Origin of the sequence: Salinispirillum marinum (assembly GCF_042650105.1) — a bacterium.
Classification (GTDB): domain Bacteria; phylum Pseudomonadota; class Gammaproteobacteria; order Pseudomonadales; family Natronospirillaceae; genus Salinispirillum; species Salinispirillum marinum.
Window position 1 is genome coordinate 1,282,660 of record NZ_JBHSAL010000001.1, and the last position, 23,895, is coordinate 1,306,554.

The following is a 23,895-nucleotide window of genomic DNA, read 5'->3' on the forward strand; positions in this document are numbered from 1 at the left end:
TTTGCAGGTGACTGAACATCATGCCCACGACCGAACTCCAACGTATGCTGCGGCAGTTCAATGAAGCCTTTGCGGGCAACGACGTTGCCACCGTACTCAGCTTTGTAACGGACGATATTCATTGGGAAATGGCCGGTGATATCACCGTGACGGGAAAAGCCGACATGGAAGCCGCCCTGCGTGAAGCGGCAGACGGCGAGCCGATGCAACTGACGATTCATCACATCATCACGCATGGCCGTTCGGCAGCGGTTAATGGTGAATTGCGCAGCCCTACCGGCGAACGCTTCGGTTTTTGCGATGTCTATGATTTGAATGGCTTGAAGAACCCTAAGATTAAAAAGCTCACGTCTTATGTGGTGGGTTTAATGGAAGATGGCGATGAACATCATCATCCGGAAGACAACCATTCGCATTAGCCGCCTATAAACCCGCCCGCAACATCATTGTAAAACCACCAACCGCGCTCGGTTAAGGCGTGCCGCTCGGTATGCATCATGCCTTTTTGTTGCCACTGGCTTAGTGTGGGTTCGAGGTCGCTAAGAGGCAGGCCGGTGCGTTCGTTGAACAGATGAGGCGGTGTACCGTTTTTCAGGCGCAATGCATTCAACATGTACTCGAATGGGAGGTCTGCGGTAGCGACGGTATGCACTTTACGGCCAAAGTCGATGGCGTTTTGGTAGCGTTCGGGCATGCGGGTCCGCTGGGTGCGTAGGATGCCGTCAGGGGTGGTGATCTTGCCATGCGCCCCTGCCCCAATGCCCAGATAGTCGCCAAAGGTCCAATAGGTTTGGTTGTGGCGGCAGTCGTGGCCCGGTTTCGCGTAGGCGGAAATTTCGTACTGTGCATAACCACGGGCGGCCAATAAGGCTTGGCCTTCAAGCTCGATGGTTTCTAGCACGTCATCGCTAGGCAGGGTCGGCTGTTGGCGATAGAAAACGGTATTGGGCTCAATGGTCAGTTGGTACCAAGACAGATGGCCGGGGTCGAGCACTAGGGCTTTGTTAAGGTCATCCAAGGCTCCCGCTGGGGTTTGCTTGGGCAGGCCGTGCATTAGGTCGATGTTGATGCGTTGAACGTTGAGCTGTTGCAGTAAGTCCCAAGCACGATAGACGTCATCGCCGTTATGAATGCGCCCAAGGGCCTTAAGGGCCTGATCATCAAACGACTGTACCCCCAGCGAAAAGCGATTCACGCCTGCGGCCACGTAGTCGGCAAAATACTGGCGTTCAACGGTGCCGGGGTTGGCTTCCAGGGTGATTTCGACGTCCTCAGCCAGTTGACCGCTGGCGCGCAAAACATCCAGAAAGCGCGTCAGTTCCCGGCCACTGATCAGGCTTGGCGTGCCGCCACCAAAAAACACACTGCTGATGCGGCGTTCAGGCACGCGGGCCAGTTCATCTTGCAAATCGACGATCAACTGGCTGACATAAGCGGTTTCGGGGAGCTGGCCTTGATGGGTGTGGGAGTTGAAGTCGCAGTAGGGACATTTACGTACACACCATGGAAAATGCACATACAAGCCAAGCGGAATACGCTCGGGGTTCAGAGCATTCATGCGGGTGGCAACCAGCGCTGTATCTGCTGTTGCAGTTGCGCCGTGGCTTGGCCGCGATGGCTGATTTGATATTTCAGGGTTTTGGGCAGCTCGGCCGCACTGCATTGGTGGTCTGGCACGTAAAAAATCGGGTCGTAACCAAAGCCGCCGTCACCTTGTGGGGCTGTTAAAATGCGCCCTTCCCAAACGCCCTGACAAATCAACGGTCGTGGGTCGTTGGCGTGGCGCATTAAGGCCAGTACACAAACGAAGCGCGCGGTGCGGTGGGCATCGGCTACGCCGTTTAATTCTTGCAGTACTTTGGCGATGTGCCCGGCGTTATCCCCATGCGTACCGCTGTACCGGGCGGAATAGATGCCCGGTGCGCCATTCAGGTGATCAACTTCTAAGCCGGAGTCATCCGCCAGCGCCGGGAGGCCGGTAAGTGCGGCGGCATGACGGGCCTTCAAAATGGCGTTTTCGATGAAGGTCAGGCCGGTTTCATCGGCGTCTTCAACATTAAATGCACTTTGCGGTTTCACCTCTACTTGCAGGGTGGCAAGGAGGTCTTTGAATTCGGCGAGTTTACCGGCGTTACCACTGGCGAGTACAAGGCTGCGGGTCATTAGGGGCGATCCTCGCGGTAGATGGTTTGGTCAAAATTCAGCTCGATAGCCCGAGTTTCGCCGCCAGGTAAATAATTCAGACGAAAGCGCAAGCGCTCACGATGGGTAAAACGAAACACGGCGATGTGGTAAATGGCTTGACCTTCGGTGATGGTGCGAAATTCTAATGTCGTCGGCTGGCCCAGTAGATTAAGCACTTGACCGCTTAATTGGGCCGGATGCGGTTTGGCAGGGGATTCGCGGCTGTCCAGAATAGAGATGTTCACAAAGGCTTGGGTGTTGGAGCGCGTAATGCCATTGCGCGCGGCAATTTCAGCGCTTAACGCCGTGGTGGGCAACACCATGTAATGCGCTTCCCACGGGGCGGACACAATACGCTGACCACCCGATGCCACGGCGGTATTGGAAAGCAGACCCAAGATAAACGCACCAAGCGTTACACGAACGATGCGCTGAATCATGCCTTACTCCCCAGATGGTAAATGGCAATTTCCCCCAACAAATGAGGCCACAGGTTGATGTAGCGCCGCGAGCGGTGCTGGCTGTCGACCACGGTGCGGCGTTTTATGTGAACGTTTTGTTCGCGGCATAAATCCTCAAAGTCGCGCAACGTACACATATGAATGTTGGGCGTGTCGTACCAGCCGTAGGGCAGTAATTTCGACATCGGCATACGGCCTAAAAAGGTTAAATAGCGCCGTGCGTTCCAGAATCCAAAGTTGGGAATGGTCACGATGGCCTCGTTCCCGATGCGCAGCATTTCGGCCAGCGTCAGGTGCGGGGCTTTCATCTGCTGTAACGACTGCGACATCACCACAATGTCAAAGCTCTGGTCCAGAAAGTTACCCAGACCCGTATCGAGGTCTTTCTGCACCACAGGCACGCCGCGCTCGATGCATTCTTGAATACGGTCGGTTTCAATTTCCACCCCCAGCCCACTAGCGTGGCGTTGATCGCGCAGGTGCGCCAGCAATTCGCCGCTGCCACAGCCTAAGTCGAGGACGCGCGCTCCGTCTGGAATCCAGTCGGCAATAAGCTCTAAATCAACGCGCATGGTGGGCCTCCTGCTGAGCAACGTCATGGTTTCGACGCAGAAAACCGGCTAAGGCATTGACGTACGGCGCAATGGGAAACAAGAAGGCATCGTGCCCTTGTGGTGCGTCGACCTCCAGATAGGTCACGTCTTTTTGCGCATGAATCAGTGCGTTGACAATTTCCTCACTGCGTTCCGGGGCGAAGCGCCAATCGGTGGAAAAGGACACCACCAAAAATTTCGCTTTGGCTTGCGCCAGGCAACGCGCTAGGTCGCCGTCGTGGTCGGCAGCGGGGTCGAAATAATCCAAGGCTTTGGTCATCAACAGGTAGGTATTGGCGTCGAAATTTGCCGAGAACTGCTCACCTTGGTAGCGCAAGTAGCTTTCTACTTGGAAGTCGGCGTCGTAATCGAAGCTCAAGGTGCCGGAACGCAAATCACGGCCAAACTTGTTGCGCATGCTTTCGTCCGACAAATAGGTAATGTGGCCCAACATGCGCGCTAACGACAAGCCTTGGCGTGGGTAGGCGTTGTGTTCAATGTAATGACCTTCGTGGAATTCCGGATCATTGATAATGGCTTGGCGGGCTACTTCGTTGAAGCCGATGTTTTGCGCCGTCAGTTTGGGGGCCGAAGCAATGATGGCACAGGCCCGCACGCGTTCGGGATAATCAATCGACCAGCGCAACGCCTGCATGCCGCCCAAGCTACCACCCACCACGGCGAGAAACGAAGGAATACCCAAGGCATCCGCCAACCGCGCCTGACTCTTCACCCAGTCACGTACCGCCATAACGGGAAAATCCGGCCCCCATATCTTCCCCGTTTCCGGATTGATGCTGGTCGGTCCCGTGCTGCCATGGCAGCCACCCAGGTTGTTCAGGCTCAATACAAAAAAGCGATTGGTATCGATGGCTTTACCCGGACCGATGCAGTCGTTCCACCAACCGGGCTTGATGTCAGTTTCGCTGTGGTAGCCAGCGGCATGATGATGACCGCTGAGGGCGTGGCAAATCAGAATGGCATTATCTTTGGCGTCGTTTAACGTGCCGTAGGTTTCGTACACCAGTTCGTATTGCTCCAACACACGGCCACTGCGCAACGGCAATGGTTCGGTGAAGGTCATGCGTTGCGGGGCAACAATGCCCACGCTGTTGGCCAGGTTCGGATTCAAAGTGTGTTCGCTTCAATAAAAGGTGAATCGAGATCGGTCAGGTTACATGGGGGCTTAAAGCCCCACAAACAAGACCCGTACATTACCAACGGTGCTGGTGGCGACCCCGGTCAGCAGCATTTTGATGATGTACAGCGTCATAAAGGCCAGAATGTAACTCAAATCCAGCACACCCACTTGCAGGTTCAGTTTGCGAAATGGCGCAACGAACGGTTCGATCATTTGGCTCAGGAACGCGAGCATGGGGTTATAGCCGCCCGCAATCCAGCTACCGATAGCCACAATGATCATCGACCAGCGCAGCACTTCCAATACAATCCCCAACATGGCAAAAACCGCCCCGATCAACAGCGGGCTTAACAGTTGCGCGGGATTATTGCCATAGACCACGGCCAGCAGTACCGCCCCCAGCAGGAACTGCATAAACCAGATCACCACCAAGCCGGACATATCGTAGCCCGCGATGCCGGGGATAAATCGACGAATCGGCCCCATGAAGGGTTGTGAAATCTTGATCGCGGTGTCGGCAATGGGGTTGCGATAATCCGGCCGACTGAACTGGGCGAGAAAACGGGCTGATGTAGCAATCAACACAATGGAAAAGGCCGTCTTCAGGATCAACACTAAAATTTCTGCCATGAGGCACTCCTATACGTCTCGATGGGCGAGTTGCGCCGCTAATTCTTCACTGCGGCCAATACAGGCCGCAACCGCATGTTCTACTAAGGTGTCTATACCTTCACGTTCGAAGGATAAAATGGCTTGTTCGGTCGTGCCTTTCGGCGACGTCACTTTTTGGCGCAACTGGGTTGGATGGTCGTGCGTTTCCGTCATCATACGTGCTGCGCCCAGCGCCGTATAGGTCGCCAGCTCATGTGCCTGGGCGGAACTTAGCCCGCGCGCTTCACCGGCTTTCATTAGGGCCTCTACGAAGCGGAAAAAATAAGCGGGGGCACTGCCCGCTAAGGCGGTGACCGTGTGCATCGCCTGTTCCTCGTCTACCCAAAGGGTTCGTCCGACCGCGGCAAACATTTGGTCAACCAGCGCTTTCTGTGCGTTAGCTGTTTGGGCATTAGCGTACAGGCCACTCATGCCAGCTCCCACCAAGGCTGGCGTATTTGGCATGCAGCGCACAACGGCCAGATTCCCACCCAGCCAATGCGCGATGTCTTGCGCCGAAATGCCAGCGGCCACGGAAACGATCAAGGGCTTTTTGGCCTGTACCTTGGCGGCCAGCGCGATACAGGTGTCTTGCATCATCTGCGGTTTGACCGCCAGTACGAGCACATCCGCGTATTGCACCGCCTGCGCATTGTCGTTGATCACCCGTATGCCGTAGGCTTCAGTAGCACGTGCAGCACTTTCCGGGCTGCGTGTCGTACCCAATAGCTGCTCAGGCTGAAAACCATGGCGACACATTCCGGCAATGATGGCTCCGGCCATATTACCGACACCGATAAAGCTGATGTGCGTGGAGCTGTTATATTCAGTGTTCATGCTAAATTTCCTTTGCGTTCACGGTGGCCAAATATGCCGCGCCCGATGCGCACACAGGTGCTGCCGTGTTGAATGGCCAGCGCCATGTCGTCACTCATACCCATTGACAGCGTATCCATGTCAGGATGAAGGCTTTGTAGTGCCTTAAACGCTTGTTGCATCTGAGCAAATTGGGCGCTCAATGCGGTGTCGTCTAAATCCAACGCCGGTACCGTCATTAAACCACGCAGTGTCAAGTTGGGCAGTTGTGCTACCTGTTGTGCGAGTGGCGCTAATTCGTCAATAGATACCCCGGATTTGGCCGGGTCAGCACTGATGTTCACTTGTAAGCAAACTTGCAATGGCGGTAAGTGGCTTGGCCGTTGATCATTGAGACGTTGGGCAATTTTTTCCCGGTCCACGGTATGCACCCAATGAAAATGTTCGGCCACCGGACGGGTTTTGTTCGACTGCAAGGGGCCAATAAAATGCCAAATAGCCGGCAAATCATCCAATTCTGCTATTTTCTCAACGCCTTCCTGCACATAATTCTCGCCGAACTCACGCGCCCCGGCAGCCCACGCCGCACGCACATCGTCGGCGGGAAAGGTTTTGCTGACCGCCAGCACGGTTACCTCATTGGGTAAACGCCCTGCTTGTTTTGCCGTAGTGTCGACCTTTTCACGGATATTTTGCCAGCGCTCTGCTATGTTACTCATACCTTGCTGCCTGAATACGGAAGGCCGTATTCTAGCCTTGTCCGGTCGTTGGCAAAACCGTTGATCCAGTAAATCAGCGATCTTGCGCGCCAAGAACCCGGAAAAACAGTGCGCCGGAGAAGTATTGCTCTTAGACACCAATGCTTCTAGACACCATTGCTCCAGAGGATGAACATGGATATTACCGAACTCCTAGCCTTCAGTGCGAAACAGAATGCATCTGACCTGCACTTGTCAGCCGACCTACCGCCGATGATTCGGGTAGACGGCGATGTACGCCGGATCAACGTACCCGCGATGAACAACAAGCAGGTCCATGGGTTGATCTACGACATCATGAACGACAAACAACGTAAGGATTTCGAAGAGTTTCTGGAAACCGACTTTTCCTTTGAAGTGCCCGGCGTCGCCCGTTTCCGGGTCAATGCCTTTAACCACAACCGGGGTTGCGGTGCCGTGTTTCGTACCATCCCGTCCAAGGTGTTGACCATGGAAGATCTGGGCATGGGCGATGTGTTCAAGGACATCGCCGGCGTGCCGCGTGGTTTGGTTTTGGTTACCGGCCCGACCGGCTCGGGTAAGTCCACCACCTTGGCGGCGATGATCAATTTCTTGAATGAAACACGCTATCAGCATGTCTTAACGGTGGAAGATCCCATCGAATTCGTGCATGAAAGCAAGCGCTGCCTGATCAACCAGCGCGAAGTGGGGCGCGACACCAAAGGTTTTACCGCGGCCTTGCGCTCGGCCTTGCGCGAAGACCCCGACATCATTCTCGTCGGCGAAATGCGTGACATTGAAACCATTCGCCTGGCGCTGACCGCCGCCGAAACCGGCCATGTGGTGTTTGGAACGTTGCACACCACTTCCGCCGCGAAAACCATCGACCGGATCATTGACGTATTCCCCGCCGAAGAAAAGTCCATGGTACGCTCCATGTTGTCGGAATCGTTGCAAGCTGTCATTTCACAAACGTTGTTGAAACGTAAAGGCGGTGGGCGCGTGGCGGCACATGAAATCATGCGCGGGACTTCGGCCATTCGTAACCTCATCCGGGAAGACAAAGTGGCGCAAATGTACAGCTCCATCCAGACGGGCGCGGCACAGGGCATGATTACCATGGACCAATCGTTACGCAATTTGGTGGACAAAGGGGTTATCGCCACGGAAGAAGCGCGCAGCAAAGCGAAGGCCCCGGAAAACTTTTAACGATGATATAAGGCGTTACAGTGACGTCGCACAACAGGCTATTGGGAATAGATTATGGATTTTGAAGCACTGCTCCGCATCATGGTTGACAAGGGGGCATCCGACCTCTTTATTACCGCGGGTGTGCCACCCAGCATTAAGGTGAATGGTCGATTAGTGCCGGTCACCAAGAACCCTTTAAGCCCGGAGCAAACACGGGAAATGGTGTTCTCGGTGATGACGGAAAAGCAGCGCCGGGAATTCACCGACACTCAGGAATGCAACTTTGCCATCAGTGCGCGTGGTATCGGCCGGTTTCGGGTCAGTGCCATGCATCAGCGCAATTTGGCGGCCATGGTGTTGCGGCGTATAGAAGTGAAGATTCCCACCTTTGACGAACTTCGCCTGCCCGATACGCTCAAAGACCTCGCCATGACCAAGCGCGGTTTGGTCATTTTTGTGGGTGCAACCGGGGCCGGTAAATCGACCTCGCTGGCGGCCATGATCGGACATCGCAATCGTCATTCGCGGGGCCATATCATCAGCATTGAGGACCCCATTGAGTTTATCCATCAACACGAAGGCTGTATTGTCACCCAGCGCGAAGTCGGTATCGACACCGAAAGTTTTGAAATCGCTCTGAAAAACACCCTGCGCCAAGCGCCCGATGTCATTATGATCGGCGAAGTGCGCACCAGTGAAACCATGCAATACGCCATCACCTTCGCCGAAACCGGCCACCTCTGTTTAGCGACCTTGCACGCCAACAACGCCAACCAAGCGTTGGACCGTATCATGCATTTTTTCTCAGCCGAGAAACAACGACAGCTTTGGATGGACCTGTCACTGAACCTGAAAGCCATCGTGGCGCAGCAACTGATCCCCTCGCCCGATGGTAAAGGTCGGCGTGCGGTGGTGGAAGTATTGGTCAATACACCCTTGGTGTCGGACCTCATTCGTAAAGGTGAAGTACATACACTCAAAGATTTGATGGCAAAGAGTAATGATGTGGGCATGCAGACCTTCGATCAGGCCCTGTTCGAATTGTTTTCAGCCGGAGAAATCACCTATGAAGACGCCCTGGCCCATGCCGACTCGGCCAATGATTTACGTTTGATGATAAAACTGGCGCAAGAAGCCGACGCCGACCATTTACAAGGTCGGGCGGCAAGACTCAGCATTCAGAAAGACTAAGAGGAATACGGCACGGTGAGCATCGTAAAAACAGATCAGCAAAGAACCGCCAACAACGGGCGGCGCAAGTCGCCGTGGACAGGGCTTATCGTGCTCGGTGTTTTTGGACTGGTGTTGGCCAATTCGGCTCAGGCGTTGGGGCTGCGTCAAAATGCTGGAACAGACCTGATTTGGTGGGGCTTGGGTTACCCGAATGTGGGTTACGAATATCGTTTGTCCGACCATTGGTCGTTCAGCGGTGACTTAGCCTTCAATGCGTTTGATCTTGAGCAAGGTATCATCTTGAACCCTGCGGCTCGCGTGTACCTGACCGGGGCTTTGCGTACCGGCCCGTATTTGGAAGCCGGGGCGCGCCTGCCCACTAACGATGACATACTGACGGAAATTGGCGTTGGTTATGCCTATTGGGTGGACCGCATTCACCTGACGCCAGCGGCGAAAGTGCGCCATGACGGCTCATGGCAAATTGAACTTTCGACCGGCCTTGGGTGGTATTAAGTCCTAGGGCGGTGCATTAACTTCCTGTCATGTGTCAGCATGACATCTTCATGGGCTTTCGGGGCATTCTCCGGCGCTTTACGGCAGGCCGAAAGGCGCGCCTTGAGGCATACGCCCTGCGCCCTTGAAATTTCCTACCACCGATAAAATTATCGAAATAAATGTGATCAAAATATGATCAGTCCGTGGTGAAAATCCTTATAAATTATTTTTCCGACCAATTGCACAACAATATTCTTGAGGTGACTTTATGAAAGAATCTTAATGCATTGATTAATATAGAGTTATTAATTCATGCATTATTTAATCTGGATATTCTAATCTAGTGAAACCTGACGATTTTAGACCCCCAAAATCGTCAGGTTTCACTATGGTGTTGCAGAAAATAACAGTGTTATTCTAACCCCGTTGAATGTGAACGGGTGAAGGACACCCCACCCTAGGGACGTAATCCACCAAGGTTGATGGAAACGAAGAAGGAATCTTTAACAGTTCACCGACACACGCTAAAGGAACACACTGAGCCAAGGATGGCGCCCCTTTTTATAAATCTTATAGAACCTGTAATTGTGACCAAGATCTCATTTTGAGAACAAAGGTTTGACCGTTTTTTTGATCAACGCTAGATTCTTCGGCGTTGGTTTGAAATGACAATAGCAGAGCAGATTTAACTCGGTGCTCACCGAGCACCCAGAATGGAATATTTAAATAGGATCAATGGAAACAGGAGCTTTCCATGAACACGGATATAACAAGCCCATTGGCACCTGTAGCAGTACCACAAAACGGACAACTCAACCTGTTTACCGCGTTGGGTATCATTACCGATTTGTGCATCAACCACGGCGACTATAACGAACTTACCATCGAAGCACTGATGGCGCGTGTATTGCCAGCGCTACAAGCTGGGCAAGCTCATATTGTATTCGACCCCCAAAACCGACCACTGGGCTTCGCCAGTTGGATTGTTGCCGACGACAATCTACACGATCGGTTAACGAAAACCCCATCATTGGCGGTCATTAACAATGCATCCTCTATTAATAACATGGATGCTGTTGACCCAGATGCGGCCAACCCAGAACAGCAGCACCTATGGTTTGTTGACCTAATTACCCCGTTTTCCAGTACCCTGCCGCTAATCATAAGCCTTAAAGAGCGATTTTCGGCGTTTCCGACTGCTTGGGCACTGGTGGGCAATATCCCCGATACCGCTACACAACCCAGAAGGATTTGGTGATGGAATTGCAGCAACCGTCTTCGTCCCCCGAGGTGCCTGAACTCGGCTACCACGAAGCCTTGGGCATTATGCTATGGCTGTGCAGCCATGCGGACTATCACAAAACATGGCCATTGTGGGCGGTAGATAACGACTTGGTGCCGCCGCTGATACATCGCCAATTCAGAATCTACTTCGACGAACACCGAAACCCGGTAGGGTGCGCCACATGGGCATGGCTAAGCGAAGAAATGAAAAACGTAATGATTGCCGGCGGGACACTGGAATTTGATGACTGGCGCAGTGGTGATCATCTGATGTTTGGCGACTATATAGCCCCGTGGGGTCATGCAAAAAACATTTTAAGCGACCTACGCACCAATGTGTTCCCCAAAGAAATCGCTTTCAGTTTGGGTCGTAACCTAGATGGTTCTGTACGAAAGGTCTATCACTGGAAAGGTAAAGAATCCAAAGAGAAGATTTTGATTAACCTGGTAGCAAAGAACGAAAACACTGCAACGGGTTGATCAAACGAGGGCATATAGAAACGTCACGAGCGAAGCAATGGCAAGGCAAAATTTGACGAAAACGCGCAGTTTACTGAAGGTAAATGAGCATTTTGAGGAGAGTTTTAACACAGCCAGTGCAAGCGCAGTAGTTTCTAAGTGTCGTCAAGAATTCAGCGGGTGCTGACACACCCGCCGAATACCGCCCAAGGGCGGTTCCTTAAAACCGTAACGAAACAATTTCAAGGAGAGACATTATGTCTAAAGTATACAAGCGTAGCAATGCAGTGGATGTTATCGGTGGCGTCGTCTTTGGAGGCGGCGGCGGTGGCGGTGGCGGTGGCGGCAGTAAGAGCAAAAAGGCTAAAAAGGCGAAAAAAACCACCTCATCAGTAGTTAAGAATTCGAATACTACATCGAATTCAGGGGTGGGAAACAGCAGTTCACATTTCGTAACTAATTACAATTCTAACGCCGGGCCGGATAACGCTGGTGTTAATGGCACTCCTCTTTCGATAAAAGAAGGAGGAAACGGTTTTTCTACAGGGAGTTGGGAATTAACAAGTGTAACTCTCGGCGCTGGTGCTGGTGTCGGCGTAAAATACAATCAATCTGCTGGGAGTCAAACGCTAGTCGACCTTCATATCGGTGGAGGCGTTTCTGGAGGTTTGAAGATAACGGGTAATGATGTGTCTTTGGTAGGTGATGCAACGATTGGCCTGAGTGCGAACGCAGGAAACAGGGAGGTAGGTATTGCTTCAATGACCTTGGATGCAGAATTTGACACCAATAATGGCCTGAGTCATGAGTTTAAATTCAGTTCGATTCTAGACACAGCTTCCGCTACCTCAAATGGATCAGGCGCTAGCATTAGTAGTGGTCCAGAAACTGTGAGCTATGGAATAAAACTCGGAATACCCCAAATATCAATCGAATTACAAAAAGTACCAGCATATTAATCAATATGGGAGGGTGCCATTTAAATGGCACCTAATTTTTATGAAAAAAACATTAATCATAGCACTGATACTTTTACTCTTGTCGATTAATTTGAATGCTAATTCAATTAATATGTTTCCGTATTACAAGAGCATGGCCATTAATGCCAATACTAAGGAAAGGGTAGAAAATTTTTCAAAGACATTATTAGATCTCATTAGATCTGGGCCAGAAAATTCGCAGCAAACGCTATTGATTATGGCCTCGATGTCCTATCTCCAAGAGGGGGTAGAAGCAGAAATATTTAACCACTTGTTGGACGGAGAGCACTCTTCTGATTGCAGAGTAATAAGTTATTCAATGATCAACGAGCCTAGACAGTTTTATGAAACATATGGAACAAATATAGATTCTAGGCTAGATCTTATACGCTATCTAGAGTCCTGCGACATGCTATCGTATGAGGAAAAAATGGTTAATACTTATCTGATAATGAGGAGTCTTATGGCTTTTTTTCCTGACAATAAAGAACTGCATTCATTACTATTGAACAATATTGAGACGCTCTTAGATAATAGTAATTCCTATTTACTGTCATGGCATTACTTATCCAGAGGATTTTACTACTCCAGGGTTTGTGATTGCTTGGACAACATAGATTACGCCGAACATTACTTCGACGAAATAAGGAAAATATTATCATCCAATGATTACGCAAGGTCGGAAGTAATTATATCTTTCCAGCTCATGTCTATTCTTGAAATCGTTAGATCGAATTCACTGCCTAAAGAAATATCAGACATTTATATTGAGGGCATTAACAGTCTTGGCCTAAGAATTGTAGATCAACGAGTGTAGAATTCAAATAACGAAAAATCCTTAGGACTTTATGATACCTACAAAATTGAAAGTCAGTAGCATAAACCAATTTGACCAGATATTGTCCGTCCTATGCATGTCCGGCCGCATTGGCATGACAGCGGCATCCTACGCGGTTGACAATCACATCGCTACGGGCGTGCTTGCCTCCAAACTGGCAGAGCTGGACGGCATTGCGGTGCGCTATGTGTCTTTTGCTGAGCTGCCTCTATCTCTTTTGTCGGCCTCTCCTCAACCTCAGTTACAAGCTTTGTGCATATCTGAACATGGCGACACAGCAATTATTACCGGTGTTGATGGCGATCGTTTGACGCTGAACAACTACTTCCGTGTGAACGAAGTGGTGGATACCTTTGTCGGTACATGGAAGGAACTCAAAGCCGATTTAGGTCTGTTGGATACCTTAATGGTGATTGAACGCTTGGAGGCGAAAACGTCTTCAGCTGGCTTGGGTGCGCTCCCTAAGGAAAATGTTGATATTGAGTCAGACACGGCAAACCCCAAAGCTAACCTCGCGAATGCTCGCTTTGTATATACCCATTTCTTTCGCCAAAAACAGTATGCGTTGGGCATTATTGGTCTGGCGGTGATGTTGGCTTTACTGGGAGTTGCAACCCCGCTCGGCTTTCAGACCTTTACTGATAAAATCCTGCCGTATTCGGCGGTGAATTCGTTGGCGGTGATTGCGGTGTTGTTATTGTTGGCTGCTGTCGCCACCAGTGTGTTGCAGTGCGCACGGGATTATCAAGAAAGCGTGCTGTTTGCTAAATACCAAAACGGTTTGGGTAAAGACGTTTTTCGCCGTTTGTTGGCGATGGATGTGCCCTATTTTGACCGCCGCAAAGTGGGTGATTTAACCAAACTGGTAGAACAGGTTGATGAGGCGTCAAATTTTCTCGTGCGGCAGTTGTTGTCGTCCGTGGTGTCGGTCATTTCCTTGTTTGTGGTGCTGCCCATTCTCTTTATGTACAGCGTGAAGCTGTCGTTCATTGTACTGGGCATTGGGTTGTTGATGGCCTTTACCGTGGGCGTTTCGTTACGGCCGTTACGTAACCGCGTGATGCAAGCCTATGCCTATGATGCGGGGTTTCAAAGTACGCTTATTGAAACCTTAAAAGGCATGCGCACCATTAAGTCGTTAGCCAATGAGTCCTTTTTCCGCCACCGCGCCAACACCAGCTTGGAACACAACCTGTACGGTGGTTTTAACGTCGCGCGTTTGAGCAACGTGGTGCGCGCGTTGGTGAGTTTTCAAAGCCAGTTGATCACCATTGCGGTGATCTTCTTCGGGGCGCAAGCGGTGTTTTCCAGCCAAATGACCATCGGCCAGCTGATAGCCTTTAATATGCTGGCGAACAATGTGGTGAACCCGTTGATGTCGCTGGTGATGACCGCCAGCGGTTGGGAAACCTTTAAGCTCGCCCGGCGAAAATTGAGCGAACTCACGCCACCTGAACCGCCCGCCTTGCAGCTCAGTGAGCACGACATCAGCCTGAACGGCGACATCGAATTCCAAAACGTGTGGTTTCGTTACCCGGCCAGTGAAGATCGTGAGCCGACTTCTGCCAATGCACAAGTCGATACTGCCGACTATGTATTAAAAGGCATTAACCTCACCATAAAGCAGGGCGAAATCATTGGCATTGTGGGTGGCAGTGGTTCGGGGAAATCCACCCTCGCCAACCTGTTGCTGGGGTTTTATAAGCCACAGCGCGGCAAGATCAAGGTCAACGGCTACGACATTGATTTGGTAAAACCCGAGCATTTGCGTTCGCGCATTTCTTCCGTGCAGCAAACCAACTTCTTGTTCAACACCAGTGTGTTGGAAAACGTGCATTTGGGGCGGTTGGATTCCGATGTGAACGACATCATGCAGGCTTTGCAAGATTCCGGCAGCGCGACCTTTGTGGATGAGATGCCACACAAGTTCCTTACCCCGTTGACAGAAGACGCCGGCAATCTGTCCGGCGGGCAACGCCAACGCTTAGCCATTGCCCGTGCCCTGGTACGCAACAGCGATATTTTGCTGTTCGATGAAGCCACCAGTGCGTTAGACAACCAAACCGAAGAGAAGATCAAAGACACCATTTACAGTGCGTGTGAACACAAAACCGGCATCATCATCGCCCACCGCTTGAACACGCTGTCGTATTGCCACCGCATTGTGGTGATGCAGCATGGCGAAATTGAAGCGGTCGGTACGCACGATGAATTGCTCGCTGGCGATAACAGTTACCGCCGCATGTGGGACAGCATGCTAAAGCGCGATGAAGCCTTGCACAGTTTGGCGTTATCGACCGAGCCGCCTGTTGTAGCGGAAGCCGATATACCCAATGACAGTCTTCCCGAGGTGCGCCGTGCAGTATAGCTTTAAGGAAATCCATGCCCTGAATTTGCTGAACGATAACCCGGAGTTCAGTAAGCGGTTCAATATCCCCTTTGATCTCAAGCTGATGACCATCGTGGTCTTATGTGTGATCGCCGCCGCCATCACCGGGGCCATTCTCTTTAAAGTCGACAAAATTGTGCCCGCTCAAGGTGTATTAGAAACCCGTGCGCGCCTGTTTGATGTGCGCAGTACCCAAGCCGGATTTATCGACCAGATTTTAGTTGAAGAGGGTCAGCATGTTGCCGCGGGTGACACCTTAGTGCGTTTTGATACCGAACAGTTAGAGCTGGAAATTGCCCGCCTGGAACGAGAACAACAGACTCTCGCGCGCAGCATCTGGACGGAGTTTTATCAAATTCATGCGCATGTACCCGCAGCAACGCGCACGCAATTAACCGCGACCCTGACCGATATCCCGGATTCGGTCAGTGTCCTAGGCTACGACGGCTATTTGGCCCGCACCTTGAACGATACCTTAGCGGCGCTTACGCAAAAAATGCAAAGCATCGACAGCCGCAAGCAATCCACCGAGCGGCAACTGGCGTTGACCCAACAAGCCTTTGCGCTGGAACAGGATGAGTTTCACCGCCTGCAACGCTTGGTCGACCAAGGCATTGAAAACCGCGTGCAACTGGAACAACAACGCAAACGCTTGTTGGAACTGGAGGGTAATCAAGAATCCCTGCGCGCCAACCTCTTAGCGGATCAACATGAACAAGACCGCCTACAGCTGGAACGCGAGCAGCGGCAAAACGAATTTGTGCTCGAACGCTTGTTGCGCCTGCACGAACAACGCGACCAATACGAACAAGTGAATCTCCGCTTAGCCGTACAACAGCGTACCCTGCGCGACCAAGACATTCGCGCTCCGTTTGCGGCGGTGGTGGATGCCATTGCGGTACGCGGTCAGCGTGAGGTGCTAGACCAAGGGGCAACGCTGGTGCAGTTGCGGCCCTTGTTTGATCAGGATGATTTGGAGATCGACATTCAAATTCCGTCGAACTACGCCGTATGGGTCGAGCCGGGCATGACCTTTCGTGCCAGCTCCTTAGGCAATAACCCCGACGACCACGGCTATATTCATGGCTATGTGGATTTTGTGTCGGAGTCTACCGATGTGGTGGAAGGGCAACGCATTTACCGCATGAAAGGTCGCATTACCGAGATCAACCTGAGTGAACGGTCCGACCGCCAAGGCGCAGCAGAAACTTTTTTACGCCCCGGCTTGCAACTGTCGGTGGAAGTAAAAGCGGGTGAACGCCGGTTAATCAATTACATCTTTGACCCCTTCACCAAGTATTTGCGCACCGCGCTGCGGGAGCCATCGTGAAACCTAGGCATGTTCTGTGGCTGACCGCCTTTCCACTCGCTCTTTTCAACCATGTTATGGCCGAACAAGCACCCCTTAGCATGCCCGAGTATTTGCCCTTAGCGTTGCAGCACCATGTTTCGATACAGCAACATCAAGCGCGCTTGCCCGGTGAGCGCTTGGCGGTCAACGAAGCGCGCCAGCACTATCGCCCACAATTTACGCTAAGCTCTGGCTGGGAAGTGAATGAAACCGCACGGGTGGACAACAAAGCGCCGTTGCCAGACACGCCCTTTCAAGTTCAACAGGGAAGTTCAGTTGGGCTCGATGCCACTTGGACGTTACCCTTTGGTACGCAATTACAACTCGGCACAGAACAACAATACGGCCAACAAACGGGTCAAACTGCTTCAGGCATACCGGAGAAATACCAGCACATTCAGCAGTATCAAGTGGAAGTCACACAGCCCTTGTTGCGTTCGTGGAAACCGGAGAATCAGCGTCTTCCTTTGCGTAGGGCCGAAACCGCTTTTGAGGAATATCAGCTCGAAGGCACGTTAGCGGAATGGGCGATCATGCGCGAAAGCTTGGAACGTTTGATTGCCGTGCAAGCGCAGTTTGACCGTGTTGCGGTGTTTCGTGAACTGGAAGAGGCCTATCGCTATTTACTGACCGTAACAGAACAGCAACGCTTGGCGGGGCGTGCGACTGACCTGGACGTTGCCACTGCCGAACTGGAACTGGCCCGCCAAACCAATCAGCGCCAGCAGGAAGAACAACGGTATCTGGCCCGCCAAGCGGATCTGCGCCGCTCGCTCATTGGTGTAGAACTGCCTTCTGTTGCACCCTTTGCTTCACTGAACGACTTTATTGCGTGGCTTTCAAGCGCTGCCAACCCCGACACCCCATATAACCCCTTGTTGACCCGTGAACACCCCGAATGGCAACAGCGCGTGCTCGCCCGCCAACAAGCGGAATACAACGTACGGGAAGCACAGCGCCAGCACTGGCCCACACTGGATGCGTTCTACCGCTATCAGCACGACGTCCGTGAACGCCTACCGGATACCGAAACCACCAGCTGGGGCGTGCGCTTAACGTATCGCATCAACAATGTACCCGTTTACGTCTCCCAACGGCGCGCTGAAGGCCAATGGTTGAGTGCGCAATGGGCGGAGCAGGATACGCAAGCGCAACTGCGGGCCGATGCTGAAAACTGGCAAGCGGAGTGGGCCATGCTGGGGCAACAAGCGGAGCTACTTAACCGTTCTGTCGAACTCACCGAGCGCGGACTGCACCAACAACGCCAGCGCCTGGAAGCCGGTTTTGCCAGCTTCAGAGACGTGCAACAGCAGCAACAAGCATTGCTAGACCGACAACAAGAACGGGTGGAGCTGGACACCCAGCGTGCGCAAGCTTTGATAGAACGGCTGTATGCGCAGCAACCCACAATGGCCCAGTTGTGGGCGAAGGAGACTCGATGAACCACGCAGCACAAGTAACGGAAACCGCAGAACACTCAACGACCGAGACGTCAAACACAGAGCCTTCAAACACCGAACGGTTTGATAGCATTCAACACGCCCTCACTACATTGTTGCAACACGGGTATGAAAATCCGGAGCAAGTCCGCGGTGTGGTGCAGTTGGTGATTTTTACCGAGTCCGATGCCTTACCCCTGCGCTTGGAATTGCACGATGATGTCCACATCAGTGCAGCGTGGGACAGCGCCGCGCATGCCACCCTGCGCATGCCCTTAGCCACGGTACAAACACTGATCGACACCATCGAATACGTGGATTTTCGTGACCCGGAGATCATCAGCACCATTACGCTTGACGGTGATCTGGATTTGGTCAACCACATTGCGAAGGCACTCTTGCGACCATCGAAGGACACCGAAGAGCGCTTTCATGCGGCGCAACACAAAGCCACGCCCGCGTATCAACTCACCGACATACCACGGCTGGAAAATCCGTCCGAACTCACTATTTTGCAAGCCTTGGCCGCAGGCCAACCGCTGATCATCACCGGCTTACCCATACGCACCGATGATTGGAGCCTGGAACGCCTCGAAAACACCTATGGCGATGTCCCCTTGCGCGTGCGCTCCGCCGAGCAAAAAGAAACCGTGGCGGAATTCATCGCGCGGGTTCGGGCGTCGGAGCATCAACAGGCGGAAGACATCATTGAAGGGCACACCAAAGCCTATACCGAAGGCTGTAGCCTGCCCGAAGCTCTGCATGCGGAATTCCTACCCAACCATTTTATGCGCAGTGACTACATAGAACCGCAAATTTGGCTGGGTTCTGTGCCGGTCAATGTACCCGCCAGCAGCCTGCACCATGACCCCTTGGATGGCTTTTTGTATCAGATCATGGGGCGCAAAAAACTGATGCTGTTCGCGCCCGACCAAGCGCCTTACCTGTACCCCATGAAAGCCTACAACAACTACCAACCTTGTTGGGTAAAACCCGAAGCACCGGACTATGCGCGTTACCCTTTGTACGCCCAAGCAAAAGGGCTGGAAGTGGTGTTGCACCCCGGAGAACTGCTGGTGCAACCGGCGGGGTGGTTTCATGCCGTGTACTGCTTGGACTCCCCAACCTTCTCGGTCAGTTATTTTCTGCGCCACTGAGCCGAACCATGACTGGATACGCTTGGGATACATCTTTCATACAGGCGCGCTTGGCATCCGACATCTGGCCGGCAGAATGTGTCGCACTGAACGCCGAGATGCAGGCGCTTCGTACAGCTTGGGATGCCCTCGCTGTTCAGAAGGATGGCGAACTGGTCGGGCTGCTCGAGTCGTTTCTTGCGCTGGACCGCCACTACGAACGCCAGCAATCGATACTGGATTTGGCGCGTTTAATGGGCGTGTCTGTTCCAGAAACCCTGCTAACCGCATGGGATACCCAAACCGATAGGCTGTCTGAACTCTGCGGCGCGTTTATTGAAGCAGTTTTGCAAGTGCCAAGTTCCACGTGGCAAACTCCAGCACTACAGCGTTATGCGGCGTGGGTTCAGTCGTTGGCGCCCATGCCCTTCACCCTTCCTGACCCCGTGAGCAAAACCTTACGCCGTGTCGGCGGCGAGTATGTGCAACACTTGCACAGCCAAACGCCGTTAACCCCAGAGCAGGGTGCGGAATGGCTCGCCCAGCGCGTTGAAATAGACAGCAGAGCGCATAACGTACCGTGGTCCTATGCTTTGCGTTGTTGGGACAATGGCTTGCCCATCGAGCCATTTAAGCCTTCAGGTTATACTGCCGCGCACCGTTATTTCACCGACAAAGTACGCGCTACCGGCCACGTTCAGTTACCACTGCACCGATTCCGGCAGGATGAAGCTGATCGCATCAATCAGCATCGAATGTCAGCCGACGAAGCTATAGGGTGGATTGAGCAAGCAACAGAACATCCGACCATTAAAGCGACGATGCCGCAGGCCACGCACGTTATCCAACAGATCGTGCAAGAACAACGGTTGCAACTCAATGCTGACGATAATACGCATCCCCTCTGTGTGGATACCCCGTACGGCAGCTATGTGCAGGTCTATTTCGACGGCTCGGTGTTCAGTTTGATGAGCCTAGCCCATGAACTGGGGCATGCCATTCATCATGCCGAACATCGACACGAAAAGCGCGCCAGCCCGGATGCCGCCATGCCCTTGCCACCGCTGGTGTGTGAACAACGCGCCATCGGTTTTGAACGACAGGTCATTGCCGCCTTATTGGATTGTGCTATTCCTACAACGTTAAGAAACAGTCTGACCGAATATTTAACCTACCAAACCATTGAATTGGGTCAACGCCATGCCATGCTGCATGCGTTCGAAGCGGACTTGTATCGCCTACCCCGTATTACTGCTAAATCCGTATCGGACTTATGGCTAACTCATAACCGAGCCTTTTATGGCCCCTCTATTCATATTGACGACACCATGGCGCAGGATTGGTGTGATGTGCAGCATCTATTTACGGCACCTTTTTATTTGCAACTGTATGTGCATGTAATGATGCATCACCATTAATAATGGAAACCGATCCGATTTCATTAAAGCGGATACACTAAGAAAATTCGACTTATTGCGCAGGAATATACAAGCCATTGACGTCATTATTTTACAATGATAGCGGAGTCATATTTAATCGATGAAATTGTTCTTATTTCAAACCCTATGAATTTGACTAAATGAACAATTATTTTTGAAAAAATAGTTATAAAATTTTAAATAACTGTAATCCAAAAACATTGTGTGACCCGTACAACCAAACAACGTTTAGCTGACGTTAAAAATTACCATTAGAGTAATTCTTCGTAACGAAGTTTAATAAGAAAATAATAATTAAGGAGCAGCAAAATTCAGTGAATGCTTCGGCAGGAGCTGAATACCGCTCACCAGCGGTTTTTAATAACTGAAATGAGAAAATTAAGGAAAAAGCAACATGAGTAAAATTACATTACGCAGGAATTCTGTTGATGCCATCAGTGGTGCCGTTTTTGGCGGAGGCGGTGGTGGTGGCGTAGGGTTTGGCAGTGCCAGTGGTGCTGGCTTTAGTTCGAGCGGCGCTGGCTACAGTTCCAGTGGCGCGGGCTATAGCACTCGATCATCAAATCGCTCTGGTGGTCTTACCTTGCGCAGTGCCCCTTATCTTGGCAGTGCCAGAGATGAGTCGTTCGCTAATGCGCAAGCCAATAACCGCAGTGTTGTCCGTTTGAATGATGGCTTCTATGGCAATAGTGTCAGCAGTTACGACACTGGTATGCGCCTGAGAATGGATGACGGGCGGGGACAAGGCGGTAGTTTTGAAGACTCGGGTTCAGACTTATCGGTAACTGATTTTCCTAATACGCTTGGGAGCGCGCTAAAAGGCGGTGCAAAAGGAGCCGTGAAAGGTGCTGTTTCAGGTGCTAGATTTGGGGGTAAGGCAGGTGCAGTCGTCGGTGGCGTTTTTGGTGGTGTCGCCGGTGCTTATAGGGGCGTAAAAAATGATCCAAAAGGCGTTCTTGAAGACCTCGGAAACATTAACTTTAATCAATCTTGGAATAATTAAGATAGCAGTCTAATTAAAGCTATATGTTGAAGACTTGGCGTGGCCGCCGAGTGACGCCAAGTCTTCTTTCGGGATGCTTAGCCCATCACACCCGCTCAAACAATAAATCCCATACCCCATGGCCTAGCTTATGGCCACGTCGCTCAAACTTGGTTTCCGGCCGAAACGCCGGGCGGCCATCGGTAAATTGTCCATCGCCTAGGGTATTGCGAAAATCGGGTGCCGCGCTCATGACTTCCATCATGTGTTCAGCGTATTCGGCCCAATCGGTGGCTAAATGCAGAATGCCACCCGGTACCATTTTTTGTGCCAATAGAGCAACGAATTCCGGTTGAACGATGCGGCGTTTGTGGTGCTTTTTCTTGTGCCATGGGTCGGGGAAGAAAATTTGCACACCCGATAAGCTGCCATCAGGTACCTGTTTTTTAAGAATTTCTACGGCATCGTCTTTCATTACACGCAGATTCGTCGTGCCCGCTTGCTGGGCTAGATTCATCAAGCGTCCGACGCCGGGCAGGTGAACTTCAATGCCGATAAAGTCTTTCTCGGGCGCGGCCTGTGCCATGGCAAGTAACGAATCGCCCATGCCAAAGCCAATTTCCAGCACCACGGGTGCTTGGCGGCCAAAAATGGCGGCAAAGTCTAAAACGGCGCCATCGGCATTTAAGCCGTAAATAGGCCATTGCTCAGCAAGGGCTTTTTCCTGGCTGGGGGTCATACGACCCGTGCGCATGACAAAGCTGCGAATGGTGCGCTTGAAGGGTGTGGTTATGGCATCAGGGTTCATATTGAATACTTTTTACAATTAAGGTTAACCAGCCGCCCAACATAGTGAAGCCGCCTAACGGGGTGAGGAAGGTGAGCCAGCGGATGTCTGTTAAGAGCCACAGGTAGAGGCTACCGCCAAATATTACTCCTCCAGCCAGTAATATACTTGCTGGCCATAACCAAAAGCGCGGGTGAGCTAGGGTTAACAATAAGGCAGCGAGTACATGCCACACCAAATAGCGGGTAGCGGTTTCCCATGTGGCGAGTTGATCAAGGGTAAGGATGCTTTTTAAGGCATGTCCACCCATGGCACCCAAGCCAACGGCCAGCAAGCCGGCTAAGCCACAGGCCATCAACAATGTGCGTTGGCGGTTTAAGGATAGCGTCATATAAAAAAATACCGAGCCGTGATGAAAACGGCCCGGTATCTTAGCAGAATAGGCGGTTTAGGCCAGTTCGGTTTGGCTCATGGCCAGTTTGATTTTCTTCATAGCGTTCTTTTCGAGCTGCCGGATACGCTCTGCAGAAACGCCGTACTCGTCGGCTAATTCGTGCAGGGTACTCTTGGCATCGCCCAACCAGCGCTTGTTCAGGATGTCGCGGCTGCGGTCATCCAAGTGTTCCAGCGCGGCATACAGCCGGTCGTGCGCATCGTCTTCGGTGTTCGCCATTTCGACTTGGCGCGCCGGGTCGTAGCGTTGATCGCTCAGATAATTCACCGGAGCGTAAGGCGCGTCGTCGTCATCTTCATCGGTGTCGAAGGTGGCGTCTTGGGCGGTCAGGCGACCTTCCATTTCATAAACAGATTTGGCGGAAACACCCAAGTCGTCCGCAATGCGCTGCGCTTCATCCGGATTCAACCAGCCCAAGCTCTTTTTCGAGCTGCGCAAGTTAAAGAACAGTTTGCGTTGGGCTTTGGTGGTGGCCACTTTCACAATGCGCCAGTTGCGCAAAATGTATTCGTGCATTTCGGCTTTGATCCAATGCACAGCAAAGCTGACCAAGCGCACACCCACTTCAGGGTTGAAGCGTTTAACCGCTTTCATCAAGCCGACGTTGCCTTCTTGAATCAGGTCCGCCAAGGGTAAGCCATAGCCTGAATAGCTGCGTGCAATGTGCACCACAAACCGCATGTGCGACAGAACCAATTGACGCGCCGCAGAGAGATCGCCTTGGTAATACAATTCTTCGGCGAGAACACGCTCTTCTTCCGGCGTCAGCACCTGAATACTGTTGACCGCTTGGATGTAGGAATCCAAGTTGGCACCAGGGCTCATGGTGTCGATTGCTAATACCGGTAATTGATTAGCCATGTACGTTTTTCACCTCAGTTACGTGAAACGAGGATTTGCCACCTTCACAGAAGCGTGACAAGGAGCCTC

At 52.0% G+C, this 23,895-nt stretch carries 24 protein-coding genes; 13 read left to right on the forward strand and 11 right to left on the reverse strand.

Annotated elements, in window-relative coordinates; all coding sequences use genetic code 11:
• Positions 1–20: 20 nt before the first annotated feature.
• Entirely contained in the window at positions 21–419 is a 399-nt protein-coding gene (locus tag ACFOSD_RS05970; protein ID WP_380692600.1) for a nuclear transport factor 2 family protein, read from the forward strand.
• On the opposite strand, the gene hemW is transcribed toward ACFOSD_RS05970, so the two are convergent.
• The 8 genes from hemW to ACFOSD_RS06010 are packed head-to-tail and all read right to left on the reverse strand — an operon-like array spanning position 416 to position 6,565.
• Entirely contained in the window at positions 416–1,558 is a 1,143-nt protein-coding gene (gene hemW / locus ACFOSD_RS05975) for a radical SAM family heme chaperone HemW (protein ID WP_380692599.1), read from the reverse strand. The two genes, ACFOSD_RS05970 and hemW, sit on opposite strands and share 4 nt — an antisense overlap.
• Positions 1,555–2,163 carry an RdgB/HAM1 family non-canonical purine NTP pyrophosphatase gene (gene rdgB, locus ACFOSD_RS05980; protein ID WP_380692598.1) on the reverse strand — a complete coding sequence of 203 codons (609 nt, stop codon included), beginning with the start codon at positions 2,161–2,163 and terminating at the stop codon, positions 1,555–1,557. The genes hemW and rdgB overlap by 4 nt, the downstream gene beginning before the upstream one ends.
• The gene (locus tag ACFOSD_RS05985) at positions 2,163–2,624 is read right to left on the reverse strand and encodes a DUF4426 domain-containing protein (RefSeq protein WP_380692596.1); all 462 of its coding nucleotides are present in this window, start codon (positions 2,622–2,624) and stop codon (positions 2,163–2,165) included. Before ACFOSD_RS05985 ends, rdgB begins: the two co-directional genes overlap by 1 nt.
• Entirely contained in the window at positions 2,621–3,217 is a 597-nt protein-coding gene (metW, locus tag ACFOSD_RS05990; protein ID WP_380692595.1) for a methionine biosynthesis protein MetW, read from the reverse strand. Before metW ends, ACFOSD_RS05985 begins: the two co-directional genes overlap by 4 nt.
• On the reverse strand, positions 3,207–4,370 hold the full coding sequence (gene metX / locus ACFOSD_RS05995) for a homoserine O-succinyltransferase MetX (protein WP_380692594.1): 1,164 nt from the start codon (positions 4,368–4,370) through the stop codon (positions 3,207–3,209). Before metX ends, metW begins: the two co-directional genes overlap by 11 nt.
• 54 nt (positions 4,371–4,424) lie before the next feature.
• On the reverse strand, positions 4,425–5,009 hold the full coding sequence (locus tag ACFOSD_RS06000; RefSeq protein ID WP_380692593.1) for a YggT family protein: 585 nt from the start codon (positions 5,007–5,009) through the stop codon (positions 4,425–4,427).
• Positions 5,010–5,018: 9 nt separating this feature from the next.
• Entirely contained in the window at positions 5,019–5,867 is an 849-nt protein-coding gene (gene proC, locus ACFOSD_RS06005; RefSeq protein WP_380692592.1) for a pyrroline-5-carboxylate reductase, read from the reverse strand.
• Positions 5,864–6,565, reverse strand: coding sequence for a YggS family pyridoxal phosphate-dependent enzyme (locus ACFOSD_RS06010; RefSeq protein ID WP_380692591.1), 702 nt, complete (start codon positions 6,563–6,565; stop codon positions 5,864–5,866). Before ACFOSD_RS06010 ends, proC begins: the two co-directional genes overlap by 4 nt.
• Before the next feature lie 174 nt (positions 6,566–6,739).
• Between ACFOSD_RS06010 and ACFOSD_RS06015 the strand changes: the two genes are divergently transcribed.
• From ACFOSD_RS06015 to ACFOSD_RS06070, 12 genes are all read left to right on the forward strand, one after another.
• Complete coding sequence (locus ACFOSD_RS06015) at positions 6,740–7,774, forward strand: type IV pilus twitching motility protein PilT (RefSeq protein ID WP_380692590.1); 1,035 nt, start codon at positions 6,740–6,742, stop codon at positions 7,772–7,774.
• Between the two features lie 54 nt (positions 7,775–7,828).
• Positions 7,829–8,947, forward strand: a complete 1,119-nt coding sequence (locus ACFOSD_RS06020) for a PilT/PilU family type 4a pilus ATPase (RefSeq protein WP_380692589.1) — start codon at positions 7,829–7,831, stop codon at positions 8,945–8,947.
• A 15-nt stretch (positions 8,948–8,962) separates the two neighbouring features.
• Complete coding sequence (locus ACFOSD_RS06025) at positions 8,963–9,445, forward strand: DUF3575 domain-containing protein (protein ID WP_380692587.1); 483 nt, start codon at positions 8,963–8,965, stop codon at positions 9,443–9,445.
• A 736-nt stretch (positions 9,446–10,181) separates the two neighbouring features.
• A complete protein-coding gene (locus ACFOSD_RS06030; RefSeq protein ID WP_380692586.1) occupies positions 10,182–10,685 on the forward strand; it encodes a toxin-activating lysine-acyltransferase in 504 nt (167 codons plus the stop codon).
• Entirely contained in the window at positions 10,685–11,191 is a 507-nt protein-coding gene (locus tag ACFOSD_RS06035) for a toxin-activating lysine-acyltransferase (protein WP_380692585.1), read from the forward strand. The genes ACFOSD_RS06030 and ACFOSD_RS06035 overlap by 1 nt, the downstream gene beginning before the upstream one ends.
• 236 nt (positions 11,192–11,427) lie before the next feature.
• Positions 11,428–12,129 carry a hypothetical protein gene (locus ACFOSD_RS06040; protein WP_380692584.1) on the forward strand — a complete coding sequence of 234 codons (702 nt, stop codon included), beginning with the start codon at positions 11,428–11,430 and terminating at the stop codon, positions 12,127–12,129.
• An 869-nt stretch (positions 12,130–12,998) separates the two neighbouring features.
• Complete coding sequence (locus tag ACFOSD_RS06045) at positions 12,999–15,356, forward strand: peptidase domain-containing ABC transporter (RefSeq protein ID WP_380692583.1); 2,358 nt, start codon at positions 12,999–13,001, stop codon at positions 15,354–15,356.
• Positions 15,346–16,707 carry an HlyD family efflux transporter periplasmic adaptor subunit gene (locus ACFOSD_RS06050; protein WP_380692581.1) on the forward strand — a complete coding sequence of 454 codons (1,362 nt, stop codon included), beginning with the start codon at positions 15,346–15,348 and terminating at the stop codon, positions 16,705–16,707. The genes ACFOSD_RS06045 and ACFOSD_RS06050 overlap by 11 nt, the downstream gene beginning before the upstream one ends.
• Positions 16,704–18,170 (forward strand): TolC family protein, encoded by a 1,467-nt coding sequence (locus ACFOSD_RS06055; protein WP_380692580.1) that lies wholly within the window; start codon positions 16,704–16,706, stop codon positions 18,168–18,170. The genes ACFOSD_RS06050 and ACFOSD_RS06055 overlap by 4 nt, the downstream gene beginning before the upstream one ends.
• Positions 18,167–19,324, forward strand: coding sequence for a cupin-like domain-containing protein (locus ACFOSD_RS06060; protein WP_380692579.1), 1,158 nt, complete (start codon positions 18,167–18,169; stop codon positions 19,322–19,324). The genes ACFOSD_RS06055 and ACFOSD_RS06060 overlap by 4 nt, the downstream gene beginning before the upstream one ends.
• A gap of 8 nt (positions 19,325–19,332) precedes the next feature.
• Entirely contained in the window at positions 19,333–20,721 is a 1,389-nt protein-coding gene (locus ACFOSD_RS06065) for a hypothetical protein (RefSeq protein ID WP_380692578.1), read from the forward strand.
• Positions 20,722–21,136: 415 nt separating this feature from the next.
• Positions 21,137–21,745 carry a hypothetical protein gene (locus ACFOSD_RS06070; RefSeq protein WP_380692577.1) on the forward strand — a complete coding sequence of 203 codons (609 nt, stop codon included), beginning with the start codon at positions 21,137–21,139 and terminating at the stop codon, positions 21,743–21,745.
• A gap of 85 nt (positions 21,746–21,830) precedes the next feature.
• On the opposite strand, the gene trmB is transcribed toward ACFOSD_RS06070, so the two are convergent.
• Genes trmB through rpoH form a run of 3 tightly spaced genes read right to left on the reverse strand, consistent with a single transcriptional unit; the run spans position 21,831 to position 23,826 of the window.
• Positions 21,831–22,532: a tRNA (guanosine(46)-N7)-methyltransferase TrmB gene (gene trmB, locus ACFOSD_RS06075; protein ID WP_380692576.1), complete on the reverse strand. Its 702-nt coding sequence runs from the start codon at positions 22,530–22,532 to the stop codon at positions 21,831–21,833.
• Positions 22,522–22,902, reverse strand: coding sequence for a DUF423 domain-containing protein (locus tag ACFOSD_RS06080; RefSeq protein ID WP_380692575.1), 381 nt, complete (start codon positions 22,900–22,902; stop codon positions 22,522–22,524). Before ACFOSD_RS06080 ends, trmB begins: the two co-directional genes overlap by 11 nt.
• A gap of 57 nt (positions 22,903–22,959) precedes the next feature.
• On the reverse strand, positions 22,960–23,826 hold the full coding sequence (rpoH, locus tag ACFOSD_RS06085; protein WP_380692574.1) for an RNA polymerase sigma factor RpoH: 867 nt from the start codon (positions 23,824–23,826) through the stop codon (positions 22,960–22,962).
• Positions 23,827–23,895 lie beyond the last annotated feature (69 nt).